The organism is Brotomerdimonas butyrica (assembly GCF_025567305.1).
GTDB lineage: Bacteria > Bacillota > Clostridia > Peptostreptococcales > Anaerovoracaceae > Lentihominibacter > Lentihominibacter butyricus.
Genome location: NZ_JAOQJP010000011.1, coordinates 106,688 through 128,714, shown reverse-complemented (window position 1 = coordinate 128,714; position 22,027 = coordinate 106,688). Strand labels below are relative to the sequence as shown.

General features: G+C 44.9%; 29 protein-coding genes, 1 tRNA gene and 1 riboswitch. Of the genes, 3 read left to right on the top strand and 27 right to left on the bottom strand.

Annotation, left to right across the window (positions count from 1 at the left end; translation table 11 throughout):
• The first annotated feature begins 504 nt into the window (after positions 1–504).
• The 3 genes from OCV59_RS09260 to OCV59_RS09250 all read left to right on the top strand — a co-directional run bounded on the left by OCV59_RS09260 (position 505) and on the right by OCV59_RS09250 (position 2,414).
• Positions 505–1,209, top strand: a complete 705-nt coding sequence (locus OCV59_RS09260; RefSeq protein ID WP_147594204.1) for a DUF421 domain-containing protein — start codon at positions 505–507, stop codon at positions 1,207–1,209.
• Positions 1,206–1,589 carry a DUF4363 family protein gene (locus tag OCV59_RS09255; protein WP_147594203.1) on the top strand — a complete coding sequence of 128 codons (384 nt, stop codon included), beginning with the start codon at positions 1,206–1,208 and terminating at the stop codon, positions 1,587–1,589. Before OCV59_RS09260 ends, OCV59_RS09255 begins: the two co-directional genes overlap by 4 nt.
• 136 nt (positions 1,590–1,725) lie before the next feature.
• Positions 1,726–1,816: riboswitch (THF riboswitch) on the top strand.
• Positions 1,817–1,892: 76 nt separating this feature from the next.
• Positions 1,893–2,414, top strand: a complete 522-nt coding sequence (locus tag OCV59_RS09250; RefSeq protein WP_147594202.1) for a folate family ECF transporter S component — start codon at positions 1,893–1,895, stop codon at positions 2,412–2,414.
• Between the two features lie 200 nt (positions 2,415–2,614).
• On the opposite strand, the gene hpfG is transcribed toward OCV59_RS09250, so the two are convergent.
• From hpfG to OCV59_RS09115, 27 genes are all read right to left on the bottom strand, one after another.
• On the bottom strand, positions 2,615–5,134 hold the full coding sequence (hpfG, locus tag OCV59_RS09245; protein ID WP_147594201.1) for a (2S)-3-sulfopropanediol dehydratase: 2,520 nt from the start codon (positions 5,132–5,134) through the stop codon (positions 2,615–2,617).
• A gap of 20 nt (positions 5,135–5,154) precedes the next feature.
• Positions 5,155–6,099 (bottom strand): glycyl-radical enzyme activating protein, encoded by a 945-nt coding sequence (locus OCV59_RS09240; protein WP_262584277.1) that lies wholly within the window; start codon positions 6,097–6,099, stop codon positions 5,155–5,157.
• Positions 6,100–6,244: 145 nt separating this feature from the next.
• Positions 6,245–6,406 (bottom strand): cyclase family protein, encoded by a 162-nt coding sequence (locus OCV59_RS09235; protein WP_262584275.1) that lies wholly within the window; start codon positions 6,404–6,406, stop codon positions 6,245–6,247.
• Positions 6,399–6,611: a hypothetical protein gene (locus OCV59_RS09230; RefSeq protein ID WP_147594200.1), complete on the bottom strand. Its 213-nt coding sequence runs from the start codon at positions 6,609–6,611 to the stop codon at positions 6,399–6,401. Before OCV59_RS09230 ends, OCV59_RS09235 begins: the two co-directional genes overlap by 8 nt.
• A gap of 317 nt (positions 6,612–6,928) precedes the next feature.
• Positions 6,929–8,059 (bottom strand): response regulator transcription factor, encoded by a 1,131-nt coding sequence (locus OCV59_RS09225; RefSeq protein WP_262584273.1) that lies wholly within the window; start codon positions 8,057–8,059, stop codon positions 6,929–6,931.
• A 552-nt stretch (positions 8,060–8,611) separates the two neighbouring features.
• Positions 8,612–8,902, bottom strand: coding sequence for a hypothetical protein (locus tag OCV59_RS09220; RefSeq protein WP_147594198.1), 291 nt, complete (start codon positions 8,900–8,902; stop codon positions 8,612–8,614).
• A 10-nt stretch (positions 8,903–8,912) separates the two neighbouring features.
• On the bottom strand, positions 8,913–9,680 hold the full coding sequence (locus OCV59_RS09215) for an N-acetylmuramoyl-L-alanine amidase (RefSeq protein WP_262584272.1): 768 nt from the start codon (positions 9,678–9,680) through the stop codon (positions 8,913–8,915).
• A gap of 1 nt (position 9,681) precedes the next feature.
• A complete protein-coding gene (locus OCV59_RS09210) occupies positions 9,682–9,957 on the bottom strand; it encodes a DUF6275 family protein (protein WP_147594196.1) in 276 nt (91 codons plus the stop codon).
• A gap of 1 nt (position 9,958) precedes the next feature.
• Positions 9,959–10,267 carry a TIR domain-containing protein gene (locus OCV59_RS09205; RefSeq protein ID WP_147594195.1) on the bottom strand — a complete coding sequence of 103 codons (309 nt, stop codon included), beginning with the start codon at positions 10,265–10,267 and terminating at the stop codon, positions 9,959–9,961.
• The gene (locus OCV59_RS09200; RefSeq protein WP_317240209.1) at positions 10,267–10,413 is read right to left on the bottom strand and encodes a holin; all 147 of its coding nucleotides are present in this window, start codon (positions 10,411–10,413) and stop codon (positions 10,267–10,269) included. Before OCV59_RS09200 ends, OCV59_RS09205 begins: the two co-directional genes overlap by 1 nt.
• Positions 10,414–10,469: 56 nt before the next feature.
• Positions 10,470–10,757 (bottom strand): hypothetical protein, encoded by a 288-nt coding sequence (locus OCV59_RS09195; RefSeq protein ID WP_147594193.1) that lies wholly within the window; start codon positions 10,755–10,757, stop codon positions 10,470–10,472.
• Complete coding sequence (locus OCV59_RS09190) at positions 10,754–10,897, bottom strand: hypothetical protein (protein ID WP_262584270.1); 144 nt, start codon at positions 10,895–10,897, stop codon at positions 10,754–10,756. Before OCV59_RS09190 ends, OCV59_RS09195 begins: the two co-directional genes overlap by 4 nt.
• Before the next feature lie 13 nt (positions 10,898–10,910).
• Positions 10,911–11,192: a hypothetical protein gene (locus OCV59_RS09185; protein ID WP_147594192.1), complete on the bottom strand. Its 282-nt coding sequence runs from the start codon at positions 11,190–11,192 to the stop codon at positions 10,911–10,913.
• A 4-nt stretch (positions 11,193–11,196) separates the two neighbouring features.
• Entirely contained in the window at positions 11,197–11,601 is a 405-nt protein-coding gene (locus OCV59_RS09180; RefSeq protein ID WP_147594191.1) for a gp53-like domain-containing protein, read from the bottom strand.
• Between the two features lie 38 nt (positions 11,602–11,639).
• Entirely contained in the window at positions 11,640–12,068 is a 429-nt protein-coding gene (locus OCV59_RS09175; RefSeq protein WP_147594190.1) for a hypothetical protein, read from the bottom strand.
• Positions 12,069–12,125: 57 nt separating this feature from the next.
• Entirely contained in the window at positions 12,126–12,509 is a 384-nt protein-coding gene (locus OCV59_RS09170) for a hypothetical protein (RefSeq protein ID WP_147594189.1), read from the bottom strand.
• Positions 12,510–12,523: 14 nt separating this feature from the next.
• Complete coding sequence (locus OCV59_RS09165; protein WP_147594188.1) at positions 12,524–12,964, bottom strand: hypothetical protein; 441 nt, start codon at positions 12,962–12,964, stop codon at positions 12,524–12,526.
• A gap of 3 nt (positions 12,965–12,967) precedes the next feature.
• Positions 12,968–13,396: a collagen-like domain-containing protein gene (locus OCV59_RS09160; RefSeq protein ID WP_147594187.1), complete on the bottom strand. Its 429-nt coding sequence runs from the start codon at positions 13,394–13,396 to the stop codon at positions 12,968–12,970.
• 11 nt (positions 13,397–13,407) lie between these two features.
• Positions 13,408–15,426, bottom strand: coding sequence for a hypothetical protein (locus OCV59_RS09155; RefSeq protein WP_147594186.1), 2,019 nt, complete (start codon positions 15,424–15,426; stop codon positions 13,408–13,410).
• Positions 15,427–16,011 carry a phage adaptor protein gene (locus OCV59_RS09150; protein WP_147594185.1) on the bottom strand — a complete coding sequence of 195 codons (585 nt, stop codon included), beginning with the start codon at positions 16,009–16,011 and terminating at the stop codon, positions 15,427–15,429.
• 46 nt (positions 16,012–16,057) lie between these two features.
• On the bottom strand, positions 16,058–16,402 hold the full coding sequence (locus tag OCV59_RS09145; RefSeq protein ID WP_147594184.1) for a hypothetical protein: 345 nt from the start codon (positions 16,400–16,402) through the stop codon (positions 16,058–16,060).
• Between the two features lie 13 nt (positions 16,403–16,415).
• On the bottom strand, positions 16,416–17,249 hold the full coding sequence (locus OCV59_RS09140; protein WP_147594183.1) for a hypothetical protein: 834 nt from the start codon (positions 17,247–17,249) through the stop codon (positions 16,416–16,418).
• 10 nt (positions 17,250–17,259) lie between these two features.
• Positions 17,260–17,973 carry a hypothetical protein gene (locus tag OCV59_RS09135; protein WP_147594182.1) on the bottom strand — a complete coding sequence of 238 codons (714 nt, stop codon included), beginning with the start codon at positions 17,971–17,973 and terminating at the stop codon, positions 17,260–17,262.
• A 195-nt stretch (positions 17,974–18,168) separates the two neighbouring features.
• Positions 18,169–19,839 carry a hypothetical protein gene (locus tag OCV59_RS09130; protein WP_147594181.1) on the bottom strand — a complete coding sequence of 557 codons (1,671 nt, stop codon included), beginning with the start codon at positions 19,837–19,839 and terminating at the stop codon, positions 18,169–18,171.
• The gene (locus tag OCV59_RS09125; RefSeq protein WP_147594180.1) at positions 19,832–20,086 is read right to left on the bottom strand and encodes a hypothetical protein; all 255 of its coding nucleotides are present in this window, start codon (positions 20,084–20,086) and stop codon (positions 19,832–19,834) included. The genes OCV59_RS09130 and OCV59_RS09125 overlap by 8 nt, the downstream gene beginning before the upstream one ends.
• Positions 20,076–21,545, bottom strand: coding sequence for a phage terminase large subunit (gene terL / locus OCV59_RS09120; protein WP_262584269.1), 1,470 nt, complete (start codon positions 21,543–21,545; stop codon positions 20,076–20,078). Before terL ends, OCV59_RS09125 begins: the two co-directional genes overlap by 11 nt.
• Positions 21,546–21,614: 69 nt before the next feature.
• Positions 21,615–21,697, bottom strand: a tRNA-OTHER gene (locus OCV59_RS09115).
• Between the last annotated feature and the right edge of the window lie 330 nt (positions 21,698–22,027).

Sequence of the window (22,027 nt, the reverse complement as noted above, 5' to 3'; positions counted from 1 at the left end):
AGAGTTTAAATCGTTTGAATTTCTAACTCTTTAACGCTTAGCTTTTGCTTTTCGCTACTCGATTCTTTCTTATCCGAATCATTGTCTTTTTTAGAAATTGCCGGAAACTTTACTTTTACCATTCTCTGGTTGTGTATAGTTTCTCTTTTAAATCTTTCAGCTTATTGCTGTTTTTTCGACTTAAATTTCTACACTATGAAGTTTTCAATGTTCTCGATCTTTCGATCTCGCTCGCTCTTGGCGAGCTTTTTTAGTATATCGCATGTCGCTTCGTTTGTCAACTACTTTTTTTCATCTTTTTTCGTCTCCAGCCTCGGGAGCTCTGCTCCCTGCGACAGCTTGTCTATATTACCAAACTTACCCCTCCCTGTCAACCGCTTTTTTTTGTTTTTTTCATCTTTTTTCGACTTTCACATATTATCCTGTTTTTATCATTGTGATCCGTCATGAATAACTGCATCGCCACCGGGAAAACTAATTCATATATATTCGGAGGTGAATGATTTGGCTATAGTTCTTATAAGAACAGTCATACTATATCTTATAGTACTGTTCGTGATACGCATAATGGGAAAAGGCGAACTTTCCAAAATGTCCCCGTTCCAGCTGATCGTGGTTTTTATGATAGCAGAGCTGGCATCGATACCTATAGAGTCGCCTGACGTTTCCATGATAACAGGTGTTTCCGCTATTTTTACACTTCTGTTTCTCCAGGTCCTTATTTCTTTTCTTTCTATAAAAAGTGAGAAATTCAAAACTTTCTTCAACGGGAAACCAAGCGTACTGATCGATAACGGTGAGCTGAATCTCAAAGAGCTCAAAGCTCTGCGGATAACTATAAACGACCTTATGGAACAGCTCAGGATAGGAGGCTCACCTTCCATATCCGATGTGGACTACGCGATAATGGAATCGAACGGTGACCTTTCCATAATACAGAAGCCTGGCAAGAGGTCCATAACACCCGATGACATCGCTCTCGATACCGATCCCGAAATAATGCCTGCAGTCTTTATATCCGACGGCGTTATTTACAGTAAAAACGTGATAAGATCCGGATGGGACATGAACAAACTCAAGTCAGAACTCTCTGCCAGAGGGATAACAGATCATAAACAGGTTTTCCTGGCATTCTGTGACAGTCAGTCTGTGCTTCATATCTTTATGACCGACAGAACAAAAAAACGCGCCCTGGAGGTGAAGAAATGAGAGATCTGATAATTTCCACGATATGCATGCTGATCATAATCATCCCATGGGGATTCTATGATAAGTTTGCCGCCGACACTGTAGAGAACTATAAATCTATAATAAAAGAGGAAATACTGCCGGCGATCGAGGATGATGACTGGGACACGGCGGAAAAGCGCTTCGCCTTTATCGCAAAAGACTGGGACAGATATAAGAAAACATCTGCGTTCTTTATAGATACACAGTCTGTCAACGAAGTCGACTGCTATGTTTCACGTGCGTACTATTATATAAAGCTCAGGGATCAGAGCAATGCCGCTGCCGAAACTGCTTTTCTGGAATACAGATTCGACTTTCTGCATGCAAACGAGATACCCGACATGGGAAACTTATTCTGATCACGGAGCAAAAACACGAACGTTCCTCAAACCGGTGCAAACCTGTCCGGCATATCCGGAGCTGCATTTTTTTGCAAACCTGCAAGTTGCCGTTTTGCACTTGTATAGAATGTCGATCTATGCTAGAATAAGCGTGCGTAGAGTAGATATTGTGCGTAAAGTGTCATAAGATGGGATGTTGCTTATGAACGAAAGCTTTGCTGCGGTGCAATATCGCGTCCGCTACTACACCAAGGAATTCAGTAAAACTTCTATCCCTTTAGTGTAGTTAATCTACGACTATTGAGGAAAGGAGTTTTTTTAATGGAAAATAAGTCTAATACCATGAGACTTGTGACCATGGCATTTCTCATTGCACTCGAAATCGTCCTTACGCGGTTCTGTTCCATCAACACACCGATACTGCGTATAGGGTTCGGATTTCTTCCGGTAGCGATGATGGGTATCATGTTCGGACCGCTGTGGGCCGGTATCGGATATGCTGTCGGGGATCTGCTCGGCATGCTGATATTCCCTTCAGGTGCGTACTTCCCGGGATTTACGCTGACAGCGTTCCTGACCGGGCTGGTCTTCGGATTTTTCCTTCACGGAAAAGAGATCACGTGGAAGAAAGTACTGCCTGCAAGCCTCGTGGTCATTCTGGGTCTCAACCTCGTTCTTGATACGATATGGCTTTCCATACTCATGGGCGATGGGTTCGTCGCACTGCTGCCGACGCGGATATTCAAATGCGCAGTAATGCTTCCTATCCATCTCATACTTATCCCGCTGGTATGGAACCGCATCATTTCAAGGATACCGTTTGTAAAGAGCATCGCGGCCTGAGGCTGTCTAAGGATTTTCTGGCAAAACGACAAAAGTGAACAGATCTGAAAAAGCATTTTACATGTTTTCATGATCTGTTCACTTTTTATTTTTACATCAAATCTTTCTTTGAAAAATCCACGTGACTTTGAAGAGCACGCCTTTTATCGCGTGAAGCAAAGCGTTTTTTCTTTTGTTCCTGCATTCAGTCCGACTTCACATCAGAAGTGCAGTTCCGTTCTCTGTATCAGATCCTTCTGCAGAGCTTCGCCAAGTTCAACGAAATATGCGCTGTATCCGGCAACTCTTACAAGCATGTCACGATAACTGTCAGGATCTTTCTGCGCAGCCCTCATCGTTTCAGAACTCATGATATTGAACTGCACATGCATCGGATCATTCGCAAGATAACCGTCTATAAAGCTTATCAGGTTATCTCTTCCTTCTATACCGCCTACTGCATTTTCAGGGAACTTGACATTAAGCAGTGTTCCATTCGGCGCCATACTGTGATCGACTTTTCCCACAGAATTCGCCAGCGCAGTAGGCCCGTTTGTATCATGCGAACCCAGCTCTGTATGTACAGGACCCATGTTGTCCGATATAGCTTCGCCCTTACTTCTTCCATCCAGAGAAGCATTCGTTCCCAGTCCCATTGAAACATTGCCGCTTACCGAATATACCCCAGAATTGAACTGACCGCCTCTTATCGTCGGTCTTCCGATCAGCGTACTGCAGTAGCATTCAAATATGAATTTGAACATTTCATCTGCATAATCGTCATCGTTGCCGTAATGATGGACCTTAGGACTGTTGATCAGGTGATGCAGCACTTCATGGCCTTCCCAGTTGTCTTTCAGAGCCTGAAGGAGTTCCGCTCCGGTATATCTTTTTTCGTCGAATACCAGCTGTTTTATAGTGACGAGTGAATCAGCACACGTTGCAACGCCCAGTGCCTGAGGCCCTATGCCGTTGTATTTCGCTCCTCCTGCGGAAATATCCACGCCTTTTTCAAGACAATCAACGAAGAATGCCGACACATAAGGAAGCGGCTTTCTTTCCCTGTGTGCCCGGTCTATCACATTGAGCGACGCGCACATCTGATCGATCCAGTATTTGAACTGCTTCTTTACGCTTTCAAGGAGCTCATCCATATCCTTATAGTCAGCCAGATTTCCTGTATCCGGTCCGAGATGCTTGCCCAGCGCTCCGCACTTTTCCCAGCGAGGGCAATGCTCGCCGCAGTCCAGGCATCGTCCGCCGTTGAGTACCATTTCCATGAATTTAGCTGTATTTATATATGCAGCATCATGCCAGCCGTATTCCCTGCCGGGGATCGACGGCTCTACACAGCCTACGATCGCATAATCTGCCGCTTCATCATGCGGTACGCCTTTCTTTTGGAAAGCCTTTATCGTCGGAGCATCATTGAAGATCTTCGGATGTCCGTAACCTGCCCTGATACACTCAACGACCTTCACCTTTAATTCATACGGTGTGCCTTTATGCATCCTGACCAGAAGCCACGGACACATCATCCTGGTGTGGACAGACGCATCAAGCATCATCATCGTCAGATCGTTGGTCAGATCGTTGCCGTCTTTATCGGAGCCGCCTATGGTGAGACACTCTCCGCCAAAGCCTCTGCCCTGTCTTACTTTAGCCGTTCCTCCGTCTCTCACTTTCGTAGGATTGTTCATCTTCACGAATGTCACTTCAAGAAGCTCCTGTGCGAATTCCTTTGTTATAACGCCATCAGCGATGTCCTTTTCGTAATAAGGATACAGCCACTGATCCATTCTGCCGTATGAAACCGAATGCCCGTTGCTTTCGATCTGCGTCATCGTAGTTGCAAAGTTGAACAGCTGCAGCGCCTGCCAGAAGCTCTCAGCCGGTCCGCCCGCGATCTGTCTGCAGTTGTCCGCCATAGCCAGCAGCTCAGCCTTCCTCACAGCGTCACTTTCTTCTTCCGCCTTCTGACGAGCCAGTTTCTCATATCTGCCGATATATTTCTTCGCCGCATTATGACAGATGAGGACAGCCTCATAGAATTCTCTCTTTACTGCAAAATCCGGGTCTTCTTTTGTCAGCTTTGCAAGGCCTTCCTCGGCTCTTTTTATCATGCCGTCAAAGCCTTCTTTCATAAGCCTCTGATAATCCATGACAAGATGGCCGATACCGCCATAGTGATACAGATTCGTCTGAAAGATCTTCTTGCCTGTCTCCGAACCCTTTACCATTTCCTCATCCATGTATTCATTGGCGAGATCCTCAACGGTTTTTCCTTTCCAGTAATGACAGAGCTCTATGAATTCTTTCCTGTCTTCTTCATTTGCAAAATAATGCTGATCATGTGCGCGTTCTTCAAACGGCTCGTAAAGTGCTTCATGAAGCATCCAGTCGATCGAGAACTCAGGATACTGAGGTGAAGCCTTTGCCGGAGCACATATTTCGCCCAGTATCAGATCTTCATCGTAGATCCTGAGTGTGGCATTCAGCAGTATTTTTTCAAAAGCCTTTGCACACCTGATCTTTACAGTTGCCCTTTCATTTTCCTGATACGCTTCCGTGATATTCCTGAAACGCTCCACATCTATGAGATATTCACGATCCAGAAACGCCTTTCTCAGGTGATTCACGCGCGGATACGGTGACCAGTCTTTGTGGCCGACTTCGTACCCGATGCTGTATGTCTTGTCAAACGGGTCGACGCCTCGTGCCGTACAATGTATATTATTCATACTCATATCCTCCCTTCAGATCATTCTTTTTCTTTCGTGCCTACGACACAATGTATTCCTCGGTCATTGAAATAACCTGCTATTTTCTCAACTTTCTCCTGGAACTCTTCTCTGTCGAATTCCAGATCTTTCATCTCATATACCCTGTCCAGCGACATGCACTTCTCTTCGCCCATTCTCATAAAACTCAGCAGCTGCAGGGTCTTCAGCCGTTCTCCTATGTTCTGCTCTATAAAATCCGCAGTCCTGCTTATGTTCTGCATATCGTCATTTATTCCCGGTATAAGAGGGATCCTCAGGATCATATCATGTCCGTCGAGAGCCAGACGCCTGAGATTTTCCAGTACTTTTTCACAACCTGCCCCGGTATACTTTCTATGTATCTCACTATCCATATGCTTTATATCAGAAATGATCAGGTCTGCATACCTGACCACATCTTCTGCGATTTTCCAGTCGATATTGAATGTGGATTCCAGGCATGTGTGTATCCCCGCATCACGACAGGCTTTAAGAAGCTCCCTGGTAAAATCACTCTGCATCAGAGGATCTCCGCCGGAAACTGTGACCCCGCCTCCGGATCGTTCATAGTAGTTCCTGTCCTTTTCGATCACTGCCATGACGTCGCTGACGGACATATCCTCGCCCCATGCTTTTAAAGCACCTGACGGACATGCTTCTACACATTTCAGGCATCCGACGCACCTGCTTCTGTCTATTCCTGCGATCTTTTCTCTTCCAAAGAGGAGAGCCTGCTGTCTGCATGCCTTTATGCAAAGGCCGCACTTTTCTTCCGAAATACATTTTACAGGATATACGCCCGGTTCTTTCGCCAGCCTCTGACTTTCAGGGTTGCTGCACCATTTACATTTCATCATACAGCCTTTTACAAAGATCTCAGTCCTGATCCCGGGGCCGTCATTTATCGTATAGCGCTGTATATTAAAAACTGTACCTTTTTCCACAATAGACCTCTTTTTTATGTATCTGCATAAAAACTGCCATATATTCATCATCGGAACAGCGGAAATATCCACTGTCCCGACAACAAGCATCTCGAACTTTCACGGTCCGATCACCATTGATGTATCATTATAATATCAGATGCGACTAGACTATTGCAATCGGTCTGATAAACATTCCTGTTGCACCTCTGATCTTAAGCGAGGCAACAACGAAACAAAATTCGTATACCTTGTCTTTTGCAAGTTCATGGCTCTGGACCAGTTCCATGAAGTACACGCCCTGACGGATCAGGCAGTAATCATGCACCGGATGCAACACCCAGCCAGCTGCTTACTATCTGCGGGAAAAAATCTTTTCTCAATGCACCGCCATTAAAGAATATCGGCAATGCAACAAATGTTATCCAAATACATCCATACTTAGCCAGTGGGCTGAACAGATAACAGATGACATATATGCCGGTCCAGCCTCCGATCCATAACGACCAGTAAAACTTTGCCAAGTTTGTCATTTACCATAACCTCCTTACAAATTCCATATGATTTCAGTTTTAAATCAGTTTTGATTTAGTTCAGTAACAAGCTTGTCTGTTGATTTTATTTTAATTGTAATTTTCAGAAAAATCCATAAGAATTGCTTCTCATTTTTTAGCACGAAAAAATCCCCGGATTTTATTCCGGGGATTTTTATCAGATAACTTATATTATAGGTAATTACACGTAATATCGAAAGAAGAATCCCTGTAAGTACGGCTACTGCGACAGACAATGAGCATTCGCCGCAGTCTTCATACTGTCACATTACTATAAAGCTGATAGGTATTTCTTCCTATTTTTCCGACTCGTCTTCACTCACAGCACCGTTCAATATCTCATAAAGCTCATATCTGCTGTTGACCCCGCACTTTGAAAAAATGTTCTGCACGTGGTTTTTTACGGTATGGTAGCTGATACATAATTCATCTGCTATCTTCTGATAAGTGAGACCCTTGCACAGAAAAACAGCCACTTTTCGCTCAGCTGCAGTCAGCGAGAGTTCCTCGAATGATTTCTGTTTTACTGAATCCTTCTGTGAAATCGCGATCCAGTGATACCGGTCTATGATCCCGTGATTGTAGCTCTGGTCATATGTATAGATCTTGAATACGAGATTTTTTATTTTTTTGACTACAGCGCCATCCTCTTCAGCACTTCCTGCGTCTATACCCAGAAGAAACGGCAGCCACAAACATGGTCTGCCATTTTCCAGCTGCACTGATATCGCTTCTCCGCATATGCCGGTCAAAAGCCTCACAGCCTCCTTGCTGTACCCCATCACATGTGTAAAATCATCGGTTATCAGATACGCACGTTCTCCTGATGAAATGATCTCATCCTTGATTTCCGACACGATCTTAGTCTGTTCATGCTTTTTGAATCCCGAGTATGTCATCGCTATATACTGATATATCTGTTTGAAATTCTCTATCTCCTCATCAGAGTAATCTCCTTCCTCAAAACTTTTGAAAAAAGAGATCTGTATATATGCATTCAACCCGAAAGCAAGTGAAAGCACATAGTGACCTCCGAACTGCTTCTCCAGCCACTGTGCAAAACGGGAGCTGTCATACTGCCCTTCCTCATAATAGTCTGAAGCTCTGTAGATCCTCGGCTCATGATTGAAATAAGTCAGCTCATCCCGAACTGCTTCCCTGTACATCTCCTGCCGCATTTTATCATAGGGCATGATCTCGGAATACGCATGACCCGGCGCCGCTTCCTCTATCCCTTTTTTTGTTATCCATGAAAGAAAATTCCCATCCGTATCAAAGATCAGGATCATTGCCTTCTTCAGTCCGAAATCCCTCTGTAGTTCGTCCAGCAGTGCCACATTAAAAAGTTCACGAGCTGAGATCTGTTTTTCAGACATATCTGCTACAAACCGCGATACCGATTTATCAGGATAAACCAATTCCTGCACCTTCCTTTCCTCTGTACATTGCATATATATTTTACATTATTTCCACCATGGCATTCAACTGTATTATCATGTCTGTACGTCTTTATATACCGGTCAAACAGGATGTGCAAATCGAAGCTATAAATAAACTGCCTGGAATCGCCCGGAAAACCAGAAACAAGGTTACCGTTGTCAGACCAAAGAAGAAACCACGGAAGATCAAATGCTAAGCCCAAATTTTTTACAACTTTTGCACAAAAGTCTCCCATAAAATCCAATAGAATCGCACACTTTCCCATAGAACAAGCAGCATCAAAAAACCCTCTGAAACGTTGAAATTTCAAAGGGTTTTTCGTTCATACTGGTCGGGATGACAGGATTCGAAACAGCTCATATACAATTTCGCCGAGATGCAAAGTGTTTCATAATGTTGAAATTTCAACGTTTTAGATTTTAACACATTTCACTGCATTTTATGGTATTTAGATAATTTTACGGAAAATTTCACGGAAAATCCGAGCCGGGTATGAACAAAAAATCCCCCGTCACACCGTAGTGATTAGGGGGATCATTTCATTTGTTTAAATCTTTCGTCGGAAGTGCTCGCACTTTTTCCATTCTCGACTCCATATCACCGTTCCAGCCGTGCGCTTTATAAAGCTTATGTAAATGTTCGATCTCTCGGCGCTGTTCCGGAGTCGCATAGTCCTGATCTAGCAGGTGCTCAACCTTTCCGGACAGCGTCGAATATGTAAGCACAGAAAGCGTCTGCCTCGTTAGTGATTTTCTATCTATTATCCGGAGGATTATGGATGTCACTCCTCCGGTGCCGAACATCAGTAAAATATCTTGCAGCCAGTCCATTTACACCTCCTTATATCCTCACGGCATAAGCAAGGTAAATCCATCCGGCGCCGGACTTTAATCTACCCCATCCGTTCTGCGTCGCAACGATCGTATAAACGCCAGGCTTGATGAAGCCCTTCGTTGCGTACTTTGTGCCCGGGCCTGTTCGGATATAAAGGTCCTTGATCGTTACTTTGACCTTGAACGTGCCTGTAGTTGCTGCGGATCCGGATGCACCGGGAAGTCCATTATCTGCGATGCCCAAAGTCCTGAGGATCCCACGCGCATACGCATATCCGAACGCTCGCTGCTCTTCTGCAGTATCTGCAATCTGGACATCTGTTGCATTATCAACAAAGACTCCCTCGCAGATGACTGCCGGCGCTTCTGTCAGCCGGATCATGCCATAATAGTCTGTTCCGTCTGTATCTCTGCGTGTTTTCAGTCCTCGCGAGTTCTGCCCGATTTTCTTGACCTCTGCTTCGATGTTCTGCGCCAAGGTTTTTCCTATGCCGCCGCTGGCTGTATGATAGACCTCAAATCCATCTCCGCCCCCGGCGTTGTTATGGATTGACACTACAACGTCAGCGCCCCAGCTATTCGCTTCGCGCGCCATGCTGTTGATCGATGTATCTGTGCTATTGCTCGTCCTCGACATCTTCGTGATCACGCCGTTCGCATTCAGATAGTCACGGCAGGCTAATGCCATGACCAGATTCACATCGCGCTCAACGATATATTTGACTGCGCCCGGATCGCTTCCGCCGTGGCCTGCATCTATGTATACTCTTGCCATGTTATGCCTCCCTTCCTGAGACGACAATGTTCTCCCATTTCTTATACGCATCTACATACATCTCGTCTTTATCACCGTTATATGTGCATTCGTAATACATGCCATCTGATACGGTTGTGCTCAGAAGAGCTTTGTTATTCTGCAAAGTCTTGCAACTCCAGACAATGAAAATATCTTCTTCCGTGACCGGATCCCTTTTGTCAGTTTTATCTATATGTTTGTTCGTGTAGTCCTTTACGAACTTTATACACAGCTTTTCAAATTCCTTGCTTCCCATGTTACACCTCCTCTACACAAATCGCTGTAATACCATATGCCTTCGCTGCATCGTGTTCAAGCCTGCATCCTCTTGCATCGCGCCAACCTTTAGCAAAATATGCGATGTCTGCATCCGAAAGCAGTTCAAGCGATTTTCCTAAAAACCACAGAGGTTTTGCGCCTGCCGGTGCACCTTGAAAAAATGAATCAATTACCTCCACAGGCTCCCCAAGACACCTTTGCGCACTATCAATCGCCTGTTCTCTTTCACGAAGTATTTCCTCATCGCTTTTGCTCTTCATGGGCTGTGATATAAAAAGTTTTTTCATTATTTCTCCTCCACTTCTGGCAGCCCTGCCACCGATGTTAAAATAGAGAGCAAACCCGCCATCACTGTCGCGGATCCCACCATGACCCAATTCGTTTCCGTAATCATTGTGGATGCTCCAATCGCCGCAATAGCCGTCTGCGCCATCGTCTTGATTGCTCGCACTCCTGCTGCCTTCCACCACTTTTTGTTTCTCAGTGTTTTCATTTAATCACCCTGTCCTTTCGTGTATATTCGTAGTAGACCTCGTCGCCGTTTCCCGGTAATATCACCGTCCCGGCTTTGAATATCTTTCCTGCGACTTCAACATCTTTGTGCAGCTGTACTACATTATTTATGCTGTCGATTTTGATTGTCGCACTGCCGTCATCGTTTACGTATATTGTATAGCTGACCGGTTCGGCCGACCTCGGTGTCGTCATAAATAAATACGCCGCCGCAGCTATTACTAGAGCCGCAACGACGCATATCGAAACTATTAACTTCTTCATATTCTACCCCTGAGTGATTCCATGAGCTCGTTATACTGGTCTTCTGTGATTTTTCCGGCTGCAAAGAACACGTCAATGCGTTCTTCTAACCCTTCGATTTTACCTAATTCGATCAGTCTCTTTAACATTCTGTACAGCATGTTTTTCTCCTTTCTACTCGGTCAATCCGAGTTCAAGCATAATGATTCTTTCTTCGTGTTCTACCAACATCGACAGTGTGTCTTCCTCCACCGACGGTTCCTCCTGCTGCGGTTTTGGCTTCGTCAGTGGATCATAGACATATGATCCGTCTATGTATTTATAGTCCGTGATGTCGCCGTCCGGTAGCACTTCGACGATCGGCATGCCCGGCGCCGCGTATGTTTCGTATGTAGCAGACAGTATTCTGCCGTCCGCATCTAAATTTAATGCATACAATAACTTTTTCGTTTTCATTGATTTACACCTCTTTCCATACTCCAACAGCTCTGTAATATGCGTTTTTAGTATAATTCTCTCCGGTTTTTTCACATCGCACCGCTGTGGTCGTTGTCGTTCGCTTTGTATTTGCGCCTGTGTCCCCTTCTATCAGCGTGTTGCCTGATACTATATTTCGCCCGCCTGACATTACGAAATTGAAATCCGTGTTCGCGAATGCAGTCGGAAACGTTACCACTGCTGTTGTTACCCCGGATGTCGCAGGGAATGCCACCACGCCCCATTGCTCAATTTTCCCTGAAGCCCATTTCGTGTAGCCCTCTCGCCCATTCGCTGTTATCGCTTGTTCTACAATATGCTCATCTGACATCGTCAGCAGATTTTGCAGCGCCTTGTTATATTCGTCCTGATTGCTGTTACTTGCCATTCTGCACACCTCCCTTTACAAGAAGCTTGCGGAATAGGCTAGCTAGTTTGCCCCCCCGAAGATTTTATTCCATAGATCTCCTGTGGAATCAGCATGTTTTGAGAACCGTCCGTTGAGTATGACGCGCTATTTGTGAGACGCAACCACGCTTTTTCAAATGTGACTTTAGTAGTTGTTGCTCTGAAGTGCCTAGTCCACAAGTAAAGTCCTTCCGTTTGCGTACCTGTATCGTGTGTAAAATCACGAAGCACCCCGTTTGTGTTCATCGGCACGTCAACCGTTATCAAATCCCCTGAAGTATACGCAGTTATGCGGCACCAGTCATACCCCGTGCCATCTATATCTATGCTTTGCGCACTGAACAAACTAGTTGGACTAGCATTTTCCCAGAGCAACACACGCTCGTCTTTCTTTTGCAACATTTTCAAGATCGCCTGCAAGGCTTTGTCTATTATGCTAGTTGCCATAACAAACACCTCCTTGCAAAACGCCTACAAAGCGTTTCAAGACGCTGAAGATACGTCTTAAGCCGTACCCCCCCCAGAAAGTTTTATTCGGTAAACAAGGTACGGTATGCAATCTCCTGTTGCCGATGCCGGATAAACTGCATCAAAGTTTATACCGTCCTCATAGACCCTAAAATATCTTCTTGAACCGCCCGCATTTACATAAATTCCACCTAATCCAACTTTTGTAACAATCAGCGGCACAAGTCTTGTGTTAGAACTTGTATCAGTAACTCCTATCACCGCAACGAGGTCGCAATCCGACAAATCCATCGGCAATTTTTGATTCGGAAACGAGCTTGACACGCTCGGATTCTCGTACGCTTTCACTAACACTGCTTTGCTGTTTGTCATCTTGATCAGATTCTGTATGCTGCTGTCTATGTCATTTATTCCTGCCATGTTTTCCTCCTTCCTCACTCGATCGGATACCCCGCAGCTGCGAACATCTGCTTTGTCTCTGCAGATATCGCAACGCCTAAATTTTCTCTTGCTGCAGCCGCTGTAGTAGCCCCGGTACCGCCGTGCTCAATGTCCTGTATTTTGTCTTCTTCCGCCTCCATACGACTTTTTAGGTTTGTTATGTCTTCGAGGGCTCCATCTATCTTTTCTCCTTCGGCATAAATGCCGTAAATTTCTTCCCATACGCCTTCACATACCGGTGTAGTATATTGAATCGTACTGTCCGAGAGAGTTACTTTCGAACGCATCCACAGGTATTTGTTATTTCCCAACGTTGGCGGGCTTTCCGACCACGAACCACCATCAAGAACGGTTTTGCTAGAGGAAAGATAATATTCCCATGAAAAAGCAGTGATACTCACACCCTTAACGTTTCCAATAAATCGTTTTGCCATTTTTTATTCCTCCGGTTCTATATAGTAAAGGTTCCCTGTTGCATCATCATACTCAAATGTGCCGACCTTTCCCTCTGGACCTTGCGGACCTACAGGCCCTTGGATACCTTGAACGCCTTGCTCGCCCTGCGGTCCAGTAGCTCCCGTGTCACCTTTTTCTCCTGGGACACCTTGCTCGCCCTGAACGCCTTGGTTTCCTTGTTCCCCTTGCGGACCTCTTTCACCCTGTTTACCCTGATCACCTTTTTCTCCTTTGAGTGACGCAAGCCATGCTTCCTCGTCTCCTACAAAGCCATTTCTGACAGCGACTTCATAAGCAGACGCTCCATTGATTCCAGGCGGACCTTGTTTTCCTTGGTTTCCTTGCAACTGCTCAATTGCCTTAACAAGCTCAGGAATAGATGCGTTATAGTCTTTTCGATTTAGTTTCATACGCTCGCCTCCTATTCCTCGTAAAACAAGAAGCCTGTGTCAGGTTCGTAAATCATTTTCAATGAATCTACGTCATGACCTGAAACATACAAGTTGCTTTCACGGTCAACGATAAGCGTGTAAGTCTCAATCTCATTATTTATGCGATTCTTCGAGTAGTTGCCCATCGTGTATAGCTTTACAACTTCCTGCACGCCGAAGCTTTCATTCAACAGGTCGTTCTTGATGATGAACTGCAGTCTCTTGTATTTTTTGAATTTCTTCTTGATATAAAAATCTTGCGGCAGATCTACGTTTGCCGCCGCAACCGCTCCGATATATACCGGCTTATTTTCATCAGCCCTTATATATACCTCCGCTGAAGTGTTTGAGATGTTCCTGTCCGCAGACTGGATAGTGACTAAACAACCCTTCTTCTGCATATTTTTGAAATAGTGCGTTGCGCCGTCATTATCCAGAATGGTTGTCCAATGCGATTCGATCGGCATGCCGTCGTCATTGAAAGCTTCACTGCCATATTCCGCAGCGGACTTGAATTTGCATATTTTCCCGTCTGCCGTTCCGAACCACAGTTCCTTGTTATGCACGCAAAATGATGTGGCCGGCACGTTTTCCCAGTAATAACACTCATACTGCATATTAGAACGCTCTGTCGCCCACGAATTTTTTTGCGTGCCATCCATAATGTAGCAATGGTCATTTACGCACAGAATATAAAAGCGATTCCAAACTATCGATACCGACTTTTCAAGATTTTCTTCCTGAAGCAGCTTCTTGTTGATGAAATAGCTTCTATTCATAACGGTCGCTGTTGCAAAATAATTCCCACTTTCGCTGGACATAACTGCTGATATTCCATATAGCCCGTCTTCTGACAGAAATATCTGCTCACCATTCAGTGAGTTAAACGACTTCTTCGAAACTGCACCCACGCCAGTTATCGACTGCCTTACCGCATACGTTGAGTTTTCATCGAACGTCAATGCGTACGCCAGAAAGATAGTACTGCTCGCAGGGTTTGATTCCTTCACTATGCCGAGATACTCCCCCAGATCTATAAGCCCCATTATGGAGGTGAAATCATCGCCCACAACGAAGTAACTCAAGTCAGGAAAATACGTTGCATCTTCAAACGCCGAATACCACACATACGACTTATATGTTCCTGATGCACCGCTCAAGAAAACTTTTCCGTTATAAACCGAAGCAACAGTGCAGCGTTTCAATTGTTCCGCTGCAGGACTCGTCCCTGTTGCCGTGTACTCTATCAGGACATTGTCTTCTCCTGCAACGACTGGCGGCTTTGCTGCCGAGAACGATACTTTACCGACAGTATAGTCGATCGTATATCCAGTTCCTTTTTCAAGAATTTCATAGTCGCCCGAGCTATTCTTTACTTTCACCGTTTCTGAGCCGCTTGCGATCGGAGCCGATGTATAGAAGTCTGTAGAGCTTTCGTCGCCAAGAAATGATTCTTTCCTCTTTCTCGTCAAAAGATTTACATTTTCATATACAGTTCCTCCGCCGGCTGGACTTCTACCGATAAGAGTCGTCGGCACATATGTTTGTACTTCCTTGAAGTAAAACTCCTTTTCCTCGTTTGACACTTTGACCGTATACTCTCGAAGAACACTATCAGCCAGAATGTAAAATGCACCTCCCGAAACAGCATTAAAAAAGACACCCACCACGTTTGAAGTATCACCGTCTAGTGTGATTAGCGGAATTTCATTACCTCCAAAAGCGTTGTACACGCCATTGCCTTTTGTGTATATCAAATGTGATTCGTCTGCATAATCAAACGACCACATATCTCTTATCTCTTTTTCCTGTGCCTGTGTTTTAGGACTATACTCGACCCTCCATCCGGTACGTTTATATGGCGTGCCTCCGTCATCCGGTATCATATTCAGGGCATCAGGGCTTCGCCTCTTGAACACTTGTGTCGGATCATTTGTGAAATCTACTCCTTTAAAATTCGTGTACACTGATGTGTATACCTTTTGTTCCGCAGGCGTTTGCAGTGCCATCTACATCCCTCCTGACAATATTCTTGCCCTAGGCTTCGCTGCGTTTGATTTTATTTCCTGCACGAGTTTGTCGTACTGATTATAATAATCTACAGCTTTCGTCTTTTCGTCTTCGAGCCATATGTAATAGCTTGCCAGAAGCGGTACAAGGTGATGCGCTTTCAGGGGCAACTCAAGCTCTGTATCATCCGAGGTCTCCACGGTAAAAGGCGTATGGGCTTTCTTGTAGAAAATCTTGAACCGTCCTTTTATACTTCCGTCGATTACGAGAATTTTATCGTTCTCAATTTCGAAATCGTTGAATCGCTTATATTCGCCATCGCCAACCATTACAGGTATGTCAGCAAACTCTAAGAATCTGCCTACATCATCAGCAGTAAGTTCGTCCATATCGTAATACAAAATTCCGTCTTCCGTACCGTCCTGCTCAATAATGTATGTGCCAACATTGGGAACTACTGTTAGATTTATCTCTGTTATTGCTCTGTTTATGCCATTAGGCACAACATCACCAAACTCGTCGAGTTCTTCATCTTCGGCAAAGCCTAAGTCGCGTATCTGTTCCTTTAATTCCCCATAGTTCATAAGTTGTACCTCATTTGAAAAAGGAGGGGAAAGTCCCCTCCCATCCTTATACTCTCGCTTCTACGACCGACAGGTCTACAGCTCCGCTTGCCTTTATAAGCATTTTACCCTTATTAGTTCCTGTCAGATACTTAAACCTTGCAGAATCTACGGTAAATACGCTCGTGCCAACCGGTACGGAAATCGTTTCCGGGTTCACAGCTGCATACCCATCTCCCGCCTGAATCACAATGCTCGTCGCAGTTTCCGCAGTCGCTATGAACATGGTATGCTCGTCCTTAAAATCGCACGGTACAACGAATATATCATTTGCAGCCGCTGTCACCGGTGTTATTTTCACCGGTGAATTAGGCTTTGCAGTTCTATTTACAGTTACAGTCTTATCTGCCATCTTCTATTCCTCCTTATTTCGCTTTCAGGGTAACGATTTCTTTCGGCCTTGTTACTTTGCCATCGTAAATAGCATAGCCCTTTACGGCATCTGCAAAGTAGCCTTCCGGTCTGTATGGCTCCATATGTACATGCGGATTTACAAAGGAAATCGCCCTGTTCGTTTTCACCTGAATGTAGTCATGCGTTCCGTCATTGTACACGTTGTTTGACTCTTTCAGGATCATCCCGCCATATTTTCCAACCCTACCGTTTTTCATCATCTCTGAGTTGTTGGTATCAAGATGTACGTATGCCTGCTTTACCATCATGATGAACCAAGGTGGAGCCGTAAGAGTTATTTCCGTATTTCTTGATACATTGTTTTTCAAAAGCGTTAAAAGCCCTTTATCCATGAAATCAAGAATGGTGTCCTTTGTAAGTGCTGACGAAGCCGTTTCAGCAACCTTTACATTCTTGTCTTTGGCGAAAGCTGCAATGAAGCCATCCATCTTTTCGGCTACAACATCTTTTGCTTCAGACATGTATGCTGACAAAATAGACCCTTTGCCTGCACTCTGTGCTTTGTCCAGATCACCGACTTTAAAGTTGAAATCCGCAACCTGATTGACCGGCATAGTCATTGAAATATCTTCCACATCTTCTGCTGTATCTAACGCATGAAGCTTACCGTCACTCCATGTACGAACCGTTGGCTTTCCGATACCAAGGATCTTGACCGAATCTCCCGGTTCTTTTGCAAGACCTTCATATTCGCTATTAGTGTTTTCCTTGAAGACGCACGCTAAATCGAGGTCTTCCTGGAACTGTGTTGCCCATACTATAGGCTTAAATTTCTGTGTGCCCATTTATTACTCCTTACTTCCATCTTGGCATCGAGTCCAAGATTTTCTTTGCATTAGCTCTTTGCTGCTCCTCTGTCATGGCATCTACTTCTGCTTCAGTAAAGAAATCCTTTTCAGGCGGCTGGTTATTCACCTTGCCTATGGGCTGCGGAGGCGTCGCTTTTGTAGCGATTTCCTCTCCCTTGATGGCAAAATACGCTTGTTTCACCGTAAGCCCCTTGCTTACATAATCAACAAACTCTTTGCCCAGGTCATTTACGTCTTTAATCGACGGATCGAGTTCCTGCAGCTCCTTAATGTTTTCGTTCACCTGCTTTTCTGCCGATAAGTCCGCTACCTGTTTTCTGAGACTTTCCATCTCGGAATTTCTTCTGGCAGCTTCCTGCTCGGCATTTATGCTAGCCATAACATCGTCAGCATCTACTCCCAAAGCTTCAGCGAGTGCGTCTACATCTGCGTTCTCGCTTCCTGCAATGTTTTTAAAAACACTGCGCTTGGCAGCTTCATTCGCCTCTTTTTCAGCCAATGCGCGTTGAGCTTCATCTCGCTCTCTTTCAGCTTCTTGTTTTGCTCTGCGCATTTCTGCAAAAGCGGCGTCTGCTTCTGTCTTTCCACCTTCCGTGGTCTCCTGCGATGTCTGCTCAGGTTCAGCGACTTCCTGATTTTCTGCGCTTTCAGTCGACGGTTCAGCGACTTCCGTCATTTCTACGCTTGTTTCAAATCCCATTTAGAATCTCCTTTCTATAAAAAAACAGGCTATATCGCCTGCTCTTTTGGCTTTATTTGTGATTGTTCTTCTTCGCCCAGCAACGAGTACGCTTTGCCATGCTCCCTGCAGCTTGGATTCATACAAGAGTAATATAAAATCGTTTCTTTACCTTGTGTTCTGACATGATCCAAGAACATCTCTCCATTGCAAGCACTACATCGCCTGTCCACTGTTACCATCTTGTGCCTCCCATGCTGCTGTGGCTTGCGCCATAGCATCTCCTTCGGTTTGCTTTAACATATTTCCTTCTAGTTCCATTTGACGTCTTTGCTCAGCTTTACGCTCATCTAATATCGCCTGCATTTTATTCTTCGGCACGATACCATGTTCTGGCGATGCCTCAATATATTCATCAAACTGGATATGCCCTTTTTCAAGAACATTATCAAGCCAGTTTTGCTCTGCCTCTTTCGTCCATGGATTGTCCTGTGACGTATCAACCCTTATATCCGGACGCATCTCATCGATCTCTTTCTTGGTTATTTTTTCAAGAACCTTGTGCTTTTCGCCCGTCTTTTCATCGATCCTCTCCACAAGCACATCAAGTCCGTTAGGGTTGTATACAGCCCATATCTCTATCCACAACCTTGCCATATCCTCGACAAACGTTTTCATCTTGGCAACCTGTTCATTCAAAGGCAGTGCAGCCTGATCTCTTATGGCAATGATCGCCGACGCGGCAACCCTGTTTGGATTTATATTACCCATCGCAGTTTCACCACTTCCTGATAACTCCTGAGATATGCTCAATAAATCGTCTGCATAATTCTTCGGGTCAGAATTACTTTGTGCCGGATTGAGATAGGCGATCGCCTGATTCACGCTCTGCACTCCTCCGGACTGCATTTCTATCGGAGCACCGACCTTTTCCAGATCTTCTGGGTTTGCTATAACTGTTCCGTCGTACGCTATCCTTGGATATGCGGTGAGTTTTATTATCATGCTTCGTCGGGCAAGCGTTTTATTTATTTCAAGCTGATTCGGTATGAGCTGTTCGACTTCTGATAGCCCTCTTGCCGAGTTAGGAAAATCCTCCCACGATATTTTCAATAAAGGATATAACGTCATACCTCTACCGTCTGAACCATCCGAATTTATCACTCTGATCGCTTTCTCAGGCTGAAATACTACCGTTTTTGTAGCTCTCGCAACATGAACTATCCCGTCTTTTTTCTCGAGGTGTATTATGCATGTCGCTTTTGATTCATCTGAAGTGCTGCTGTCTTCCACTTCATCACGATTCCCGACCATGTGCTCAGTTTCCCGATCCGGAACTATCTGATCGATTTCTTCTTTCGACAAACCATTTTCTTCCGCAATCGCTTTGATTTTTCCAACAGCCAAACGCTCCTGTATTATCACGTATGGCTGCAGCTGTATATTAGGCTGTGACTCATCTCCGTAAAAAACTGATGTGTTCGGCAATCTCTGCATGTCGCCGACATCGGCAGTCCCGAAATACTGTATCCCATCACCTGTAACAGCCGCTTCTTTCATTGTGGACCACAATTCAAGATCTTCATTAGCTCTTTCCCAGCATGCGGAAAACAGTGTATTGCATTTATCATAAAACTCTGCCAGTTCTTCCCTGCCCTCTGCATCCGAGTAGTTTGCCACCATGTTGTTCTGTGATACCGTCGATACCTTATGTTTAATTGTCGGCTTTATGAAATTTAAAAACGGCAGTTCTTCACTACCGCTTTCTATGCCGTCCCACTGTTTTCCCGAATAAAAGTTCCAATTTTTATTCGTTCTATCTATGAGCCGCTTCTTCTGAATGTAATCGAGACCTTTTTCGTATCTTTCCCAAAATTTATTACTCATTTATCTTCCTCTGACCGTTTGATGTTCCGTCATAAGTTGCTATATTCTGAAGTATCGTTAAATCGTTCCTCATTTCATCCGGCATCCTGGGTTTCTTTTTCCGCTTCGGAAGAGAAAAAACAGGCTCCTTGCTTACACTTTCCCCTTCACTTGCAAGTCTGTACCCGAGTTTTATGCCATACACAACGACGACGGGACTAAACACTGCATAAAGCCCCAATATTACAAAAATCACATCATATAACATTGATTTTTTCACCTCTTCCCGTTTTCCTGCGCTTCGGTAATGAAAAATATTTGTCTCCTCGCTTTGCCTTGCGCTCCATTTTTCGCACGGCACGACTAAAAGCAAGCCTCGACACTGCCTGTGTCATGCTATCAACCATATCGTCGTGCTTTCCGTTCGGAAACGATGCGCACTGGTCTACAAACTTAAATGTAAACCCTTTGTCTCGCGGCAAATATACATTGCCCGCTTCTATCACCGGCGCAACGGCATTTACCCTGGCCTCTTTTGATGCATCCGGCGTCACCGGTATGATTCCCATGACATCTTTCTTTAGCATCTGGATGATTCCTGTACCGTTTGCCTTATCTTCTATAAGCGTGATAAACATTTCCGGATATATTGCCTTGACTATGCGTATCTTTCGTATCGTGTCAGGAAAGTTCAAGTGTTCATTCACAAGGTCCACAAGATAAAGCCGCGGGCCCTTTTTCCCCCATACTTCCATAGCTACATAGTCATTCTTTTCTCCGTCCTTAAACGTTGCATCCACCGACAGCAACATATTGTCAAAAGTTAATTTTCCCTCGTCATAATCTGACCTGTTGTAATACTGCCACCACTCTCGTTTGAGCATATTGCCCTCACGAGCCGATGGATGTCCTTGATACAATGCGTTCCATGAGCGCATGCCTTCTTCAGTCATATGTGAAGCTTTAAAGTCCGCAAGCCACGCATCGCCTTTGCCGATTTCCGGACACAATGCCTCACCTATCTTGCGCCCTAAAGGATCATTTTCTTCCGCCTCGCACGGAAGGTTTATCACTGTCGTTCGATCCTCATAGTGTTCCATCAGCCTGCCCGCAAGGTCATCTTCATGCCAACGAGTCATTATCAAGATTATTTTTCCGCCTGCTGATATACGCGACTCAATCGAATCAATATAATCAGCCCACTTTTTATTTCTGTCAGTCTCCGAATCAGCTTCGGCTCTATTTTTTACAGGGTCGTCTATTATTATCAAATCGGCAGGGTTTCCAGTTAAGCCTGAGCCATATCCTGCAGATATCATGACTCCTGTATGCTTTGCTATACGAAACTCCGTTGCATTCGCTTTTTTCCTGTCGAGTGAGACCCCGAAGATCTTGCCATGTTCTTTCACCTTGTCAAGATTCTGCTTTCCAAATCTCTGCGCCAAACTATCACCGTATGATGTCACGATGACTTTGCTGTCTGGATTTTTCATCAGATACCATGCCGGAAATGTCGCTGTTATGGTTGTTGATTTACCGTGCTGGGGCGGCGTATTCAAAATCAGTATCTCATATGCCTTATCTGTCGGCTTTTCTACAAACTCCTGCGCTTTATCACACAAGAACCTGTGGAATCTGCTTGGCTGCCACAGCAAATCATCGTCGCTTCTCCCATTGTTGTGTGCGTGATAGCAGAAAAACCTGTAATTGGCTTGTACGTTCTGCAAATACGCCTCTTGTGCTGTTGCCATGACTTCACCTATATCCCTAAGCTATACTTTCACGTTCAAATTATTCGGCAGCGGGCGGACTCGAACCACCGACCATGAAGATCCCACATAGACCAGACCCTCCGCTCTCCCAACTGAGCTACACCGCCATATACTGCCTCGATTTCGAGGTAATTAAAAAGGAGCCTGTTTCAACTCCTTTTTTATATTCTAAAAAATTTTGGCAAGGTGTCTGGAAATTGGATGTTTTTTATTGGGGTGTGTATGCGAGATACTCCCCCACATCCAATACTCCACTGTATGCCCCGCCGCTCTGGGGCACCGCTTCACGCTTCGACCTGTACGGAAATAGGAAAGCGGATCAAAGCCACTCACACCCCACACCCTACGCCATCACTTCCCACCCGTAGCAGGTGCGGGCCGGTGTGTTATGCATTGGTTATGCAACAAGCATTGTATTTCTTCGGGAATAATTGCAC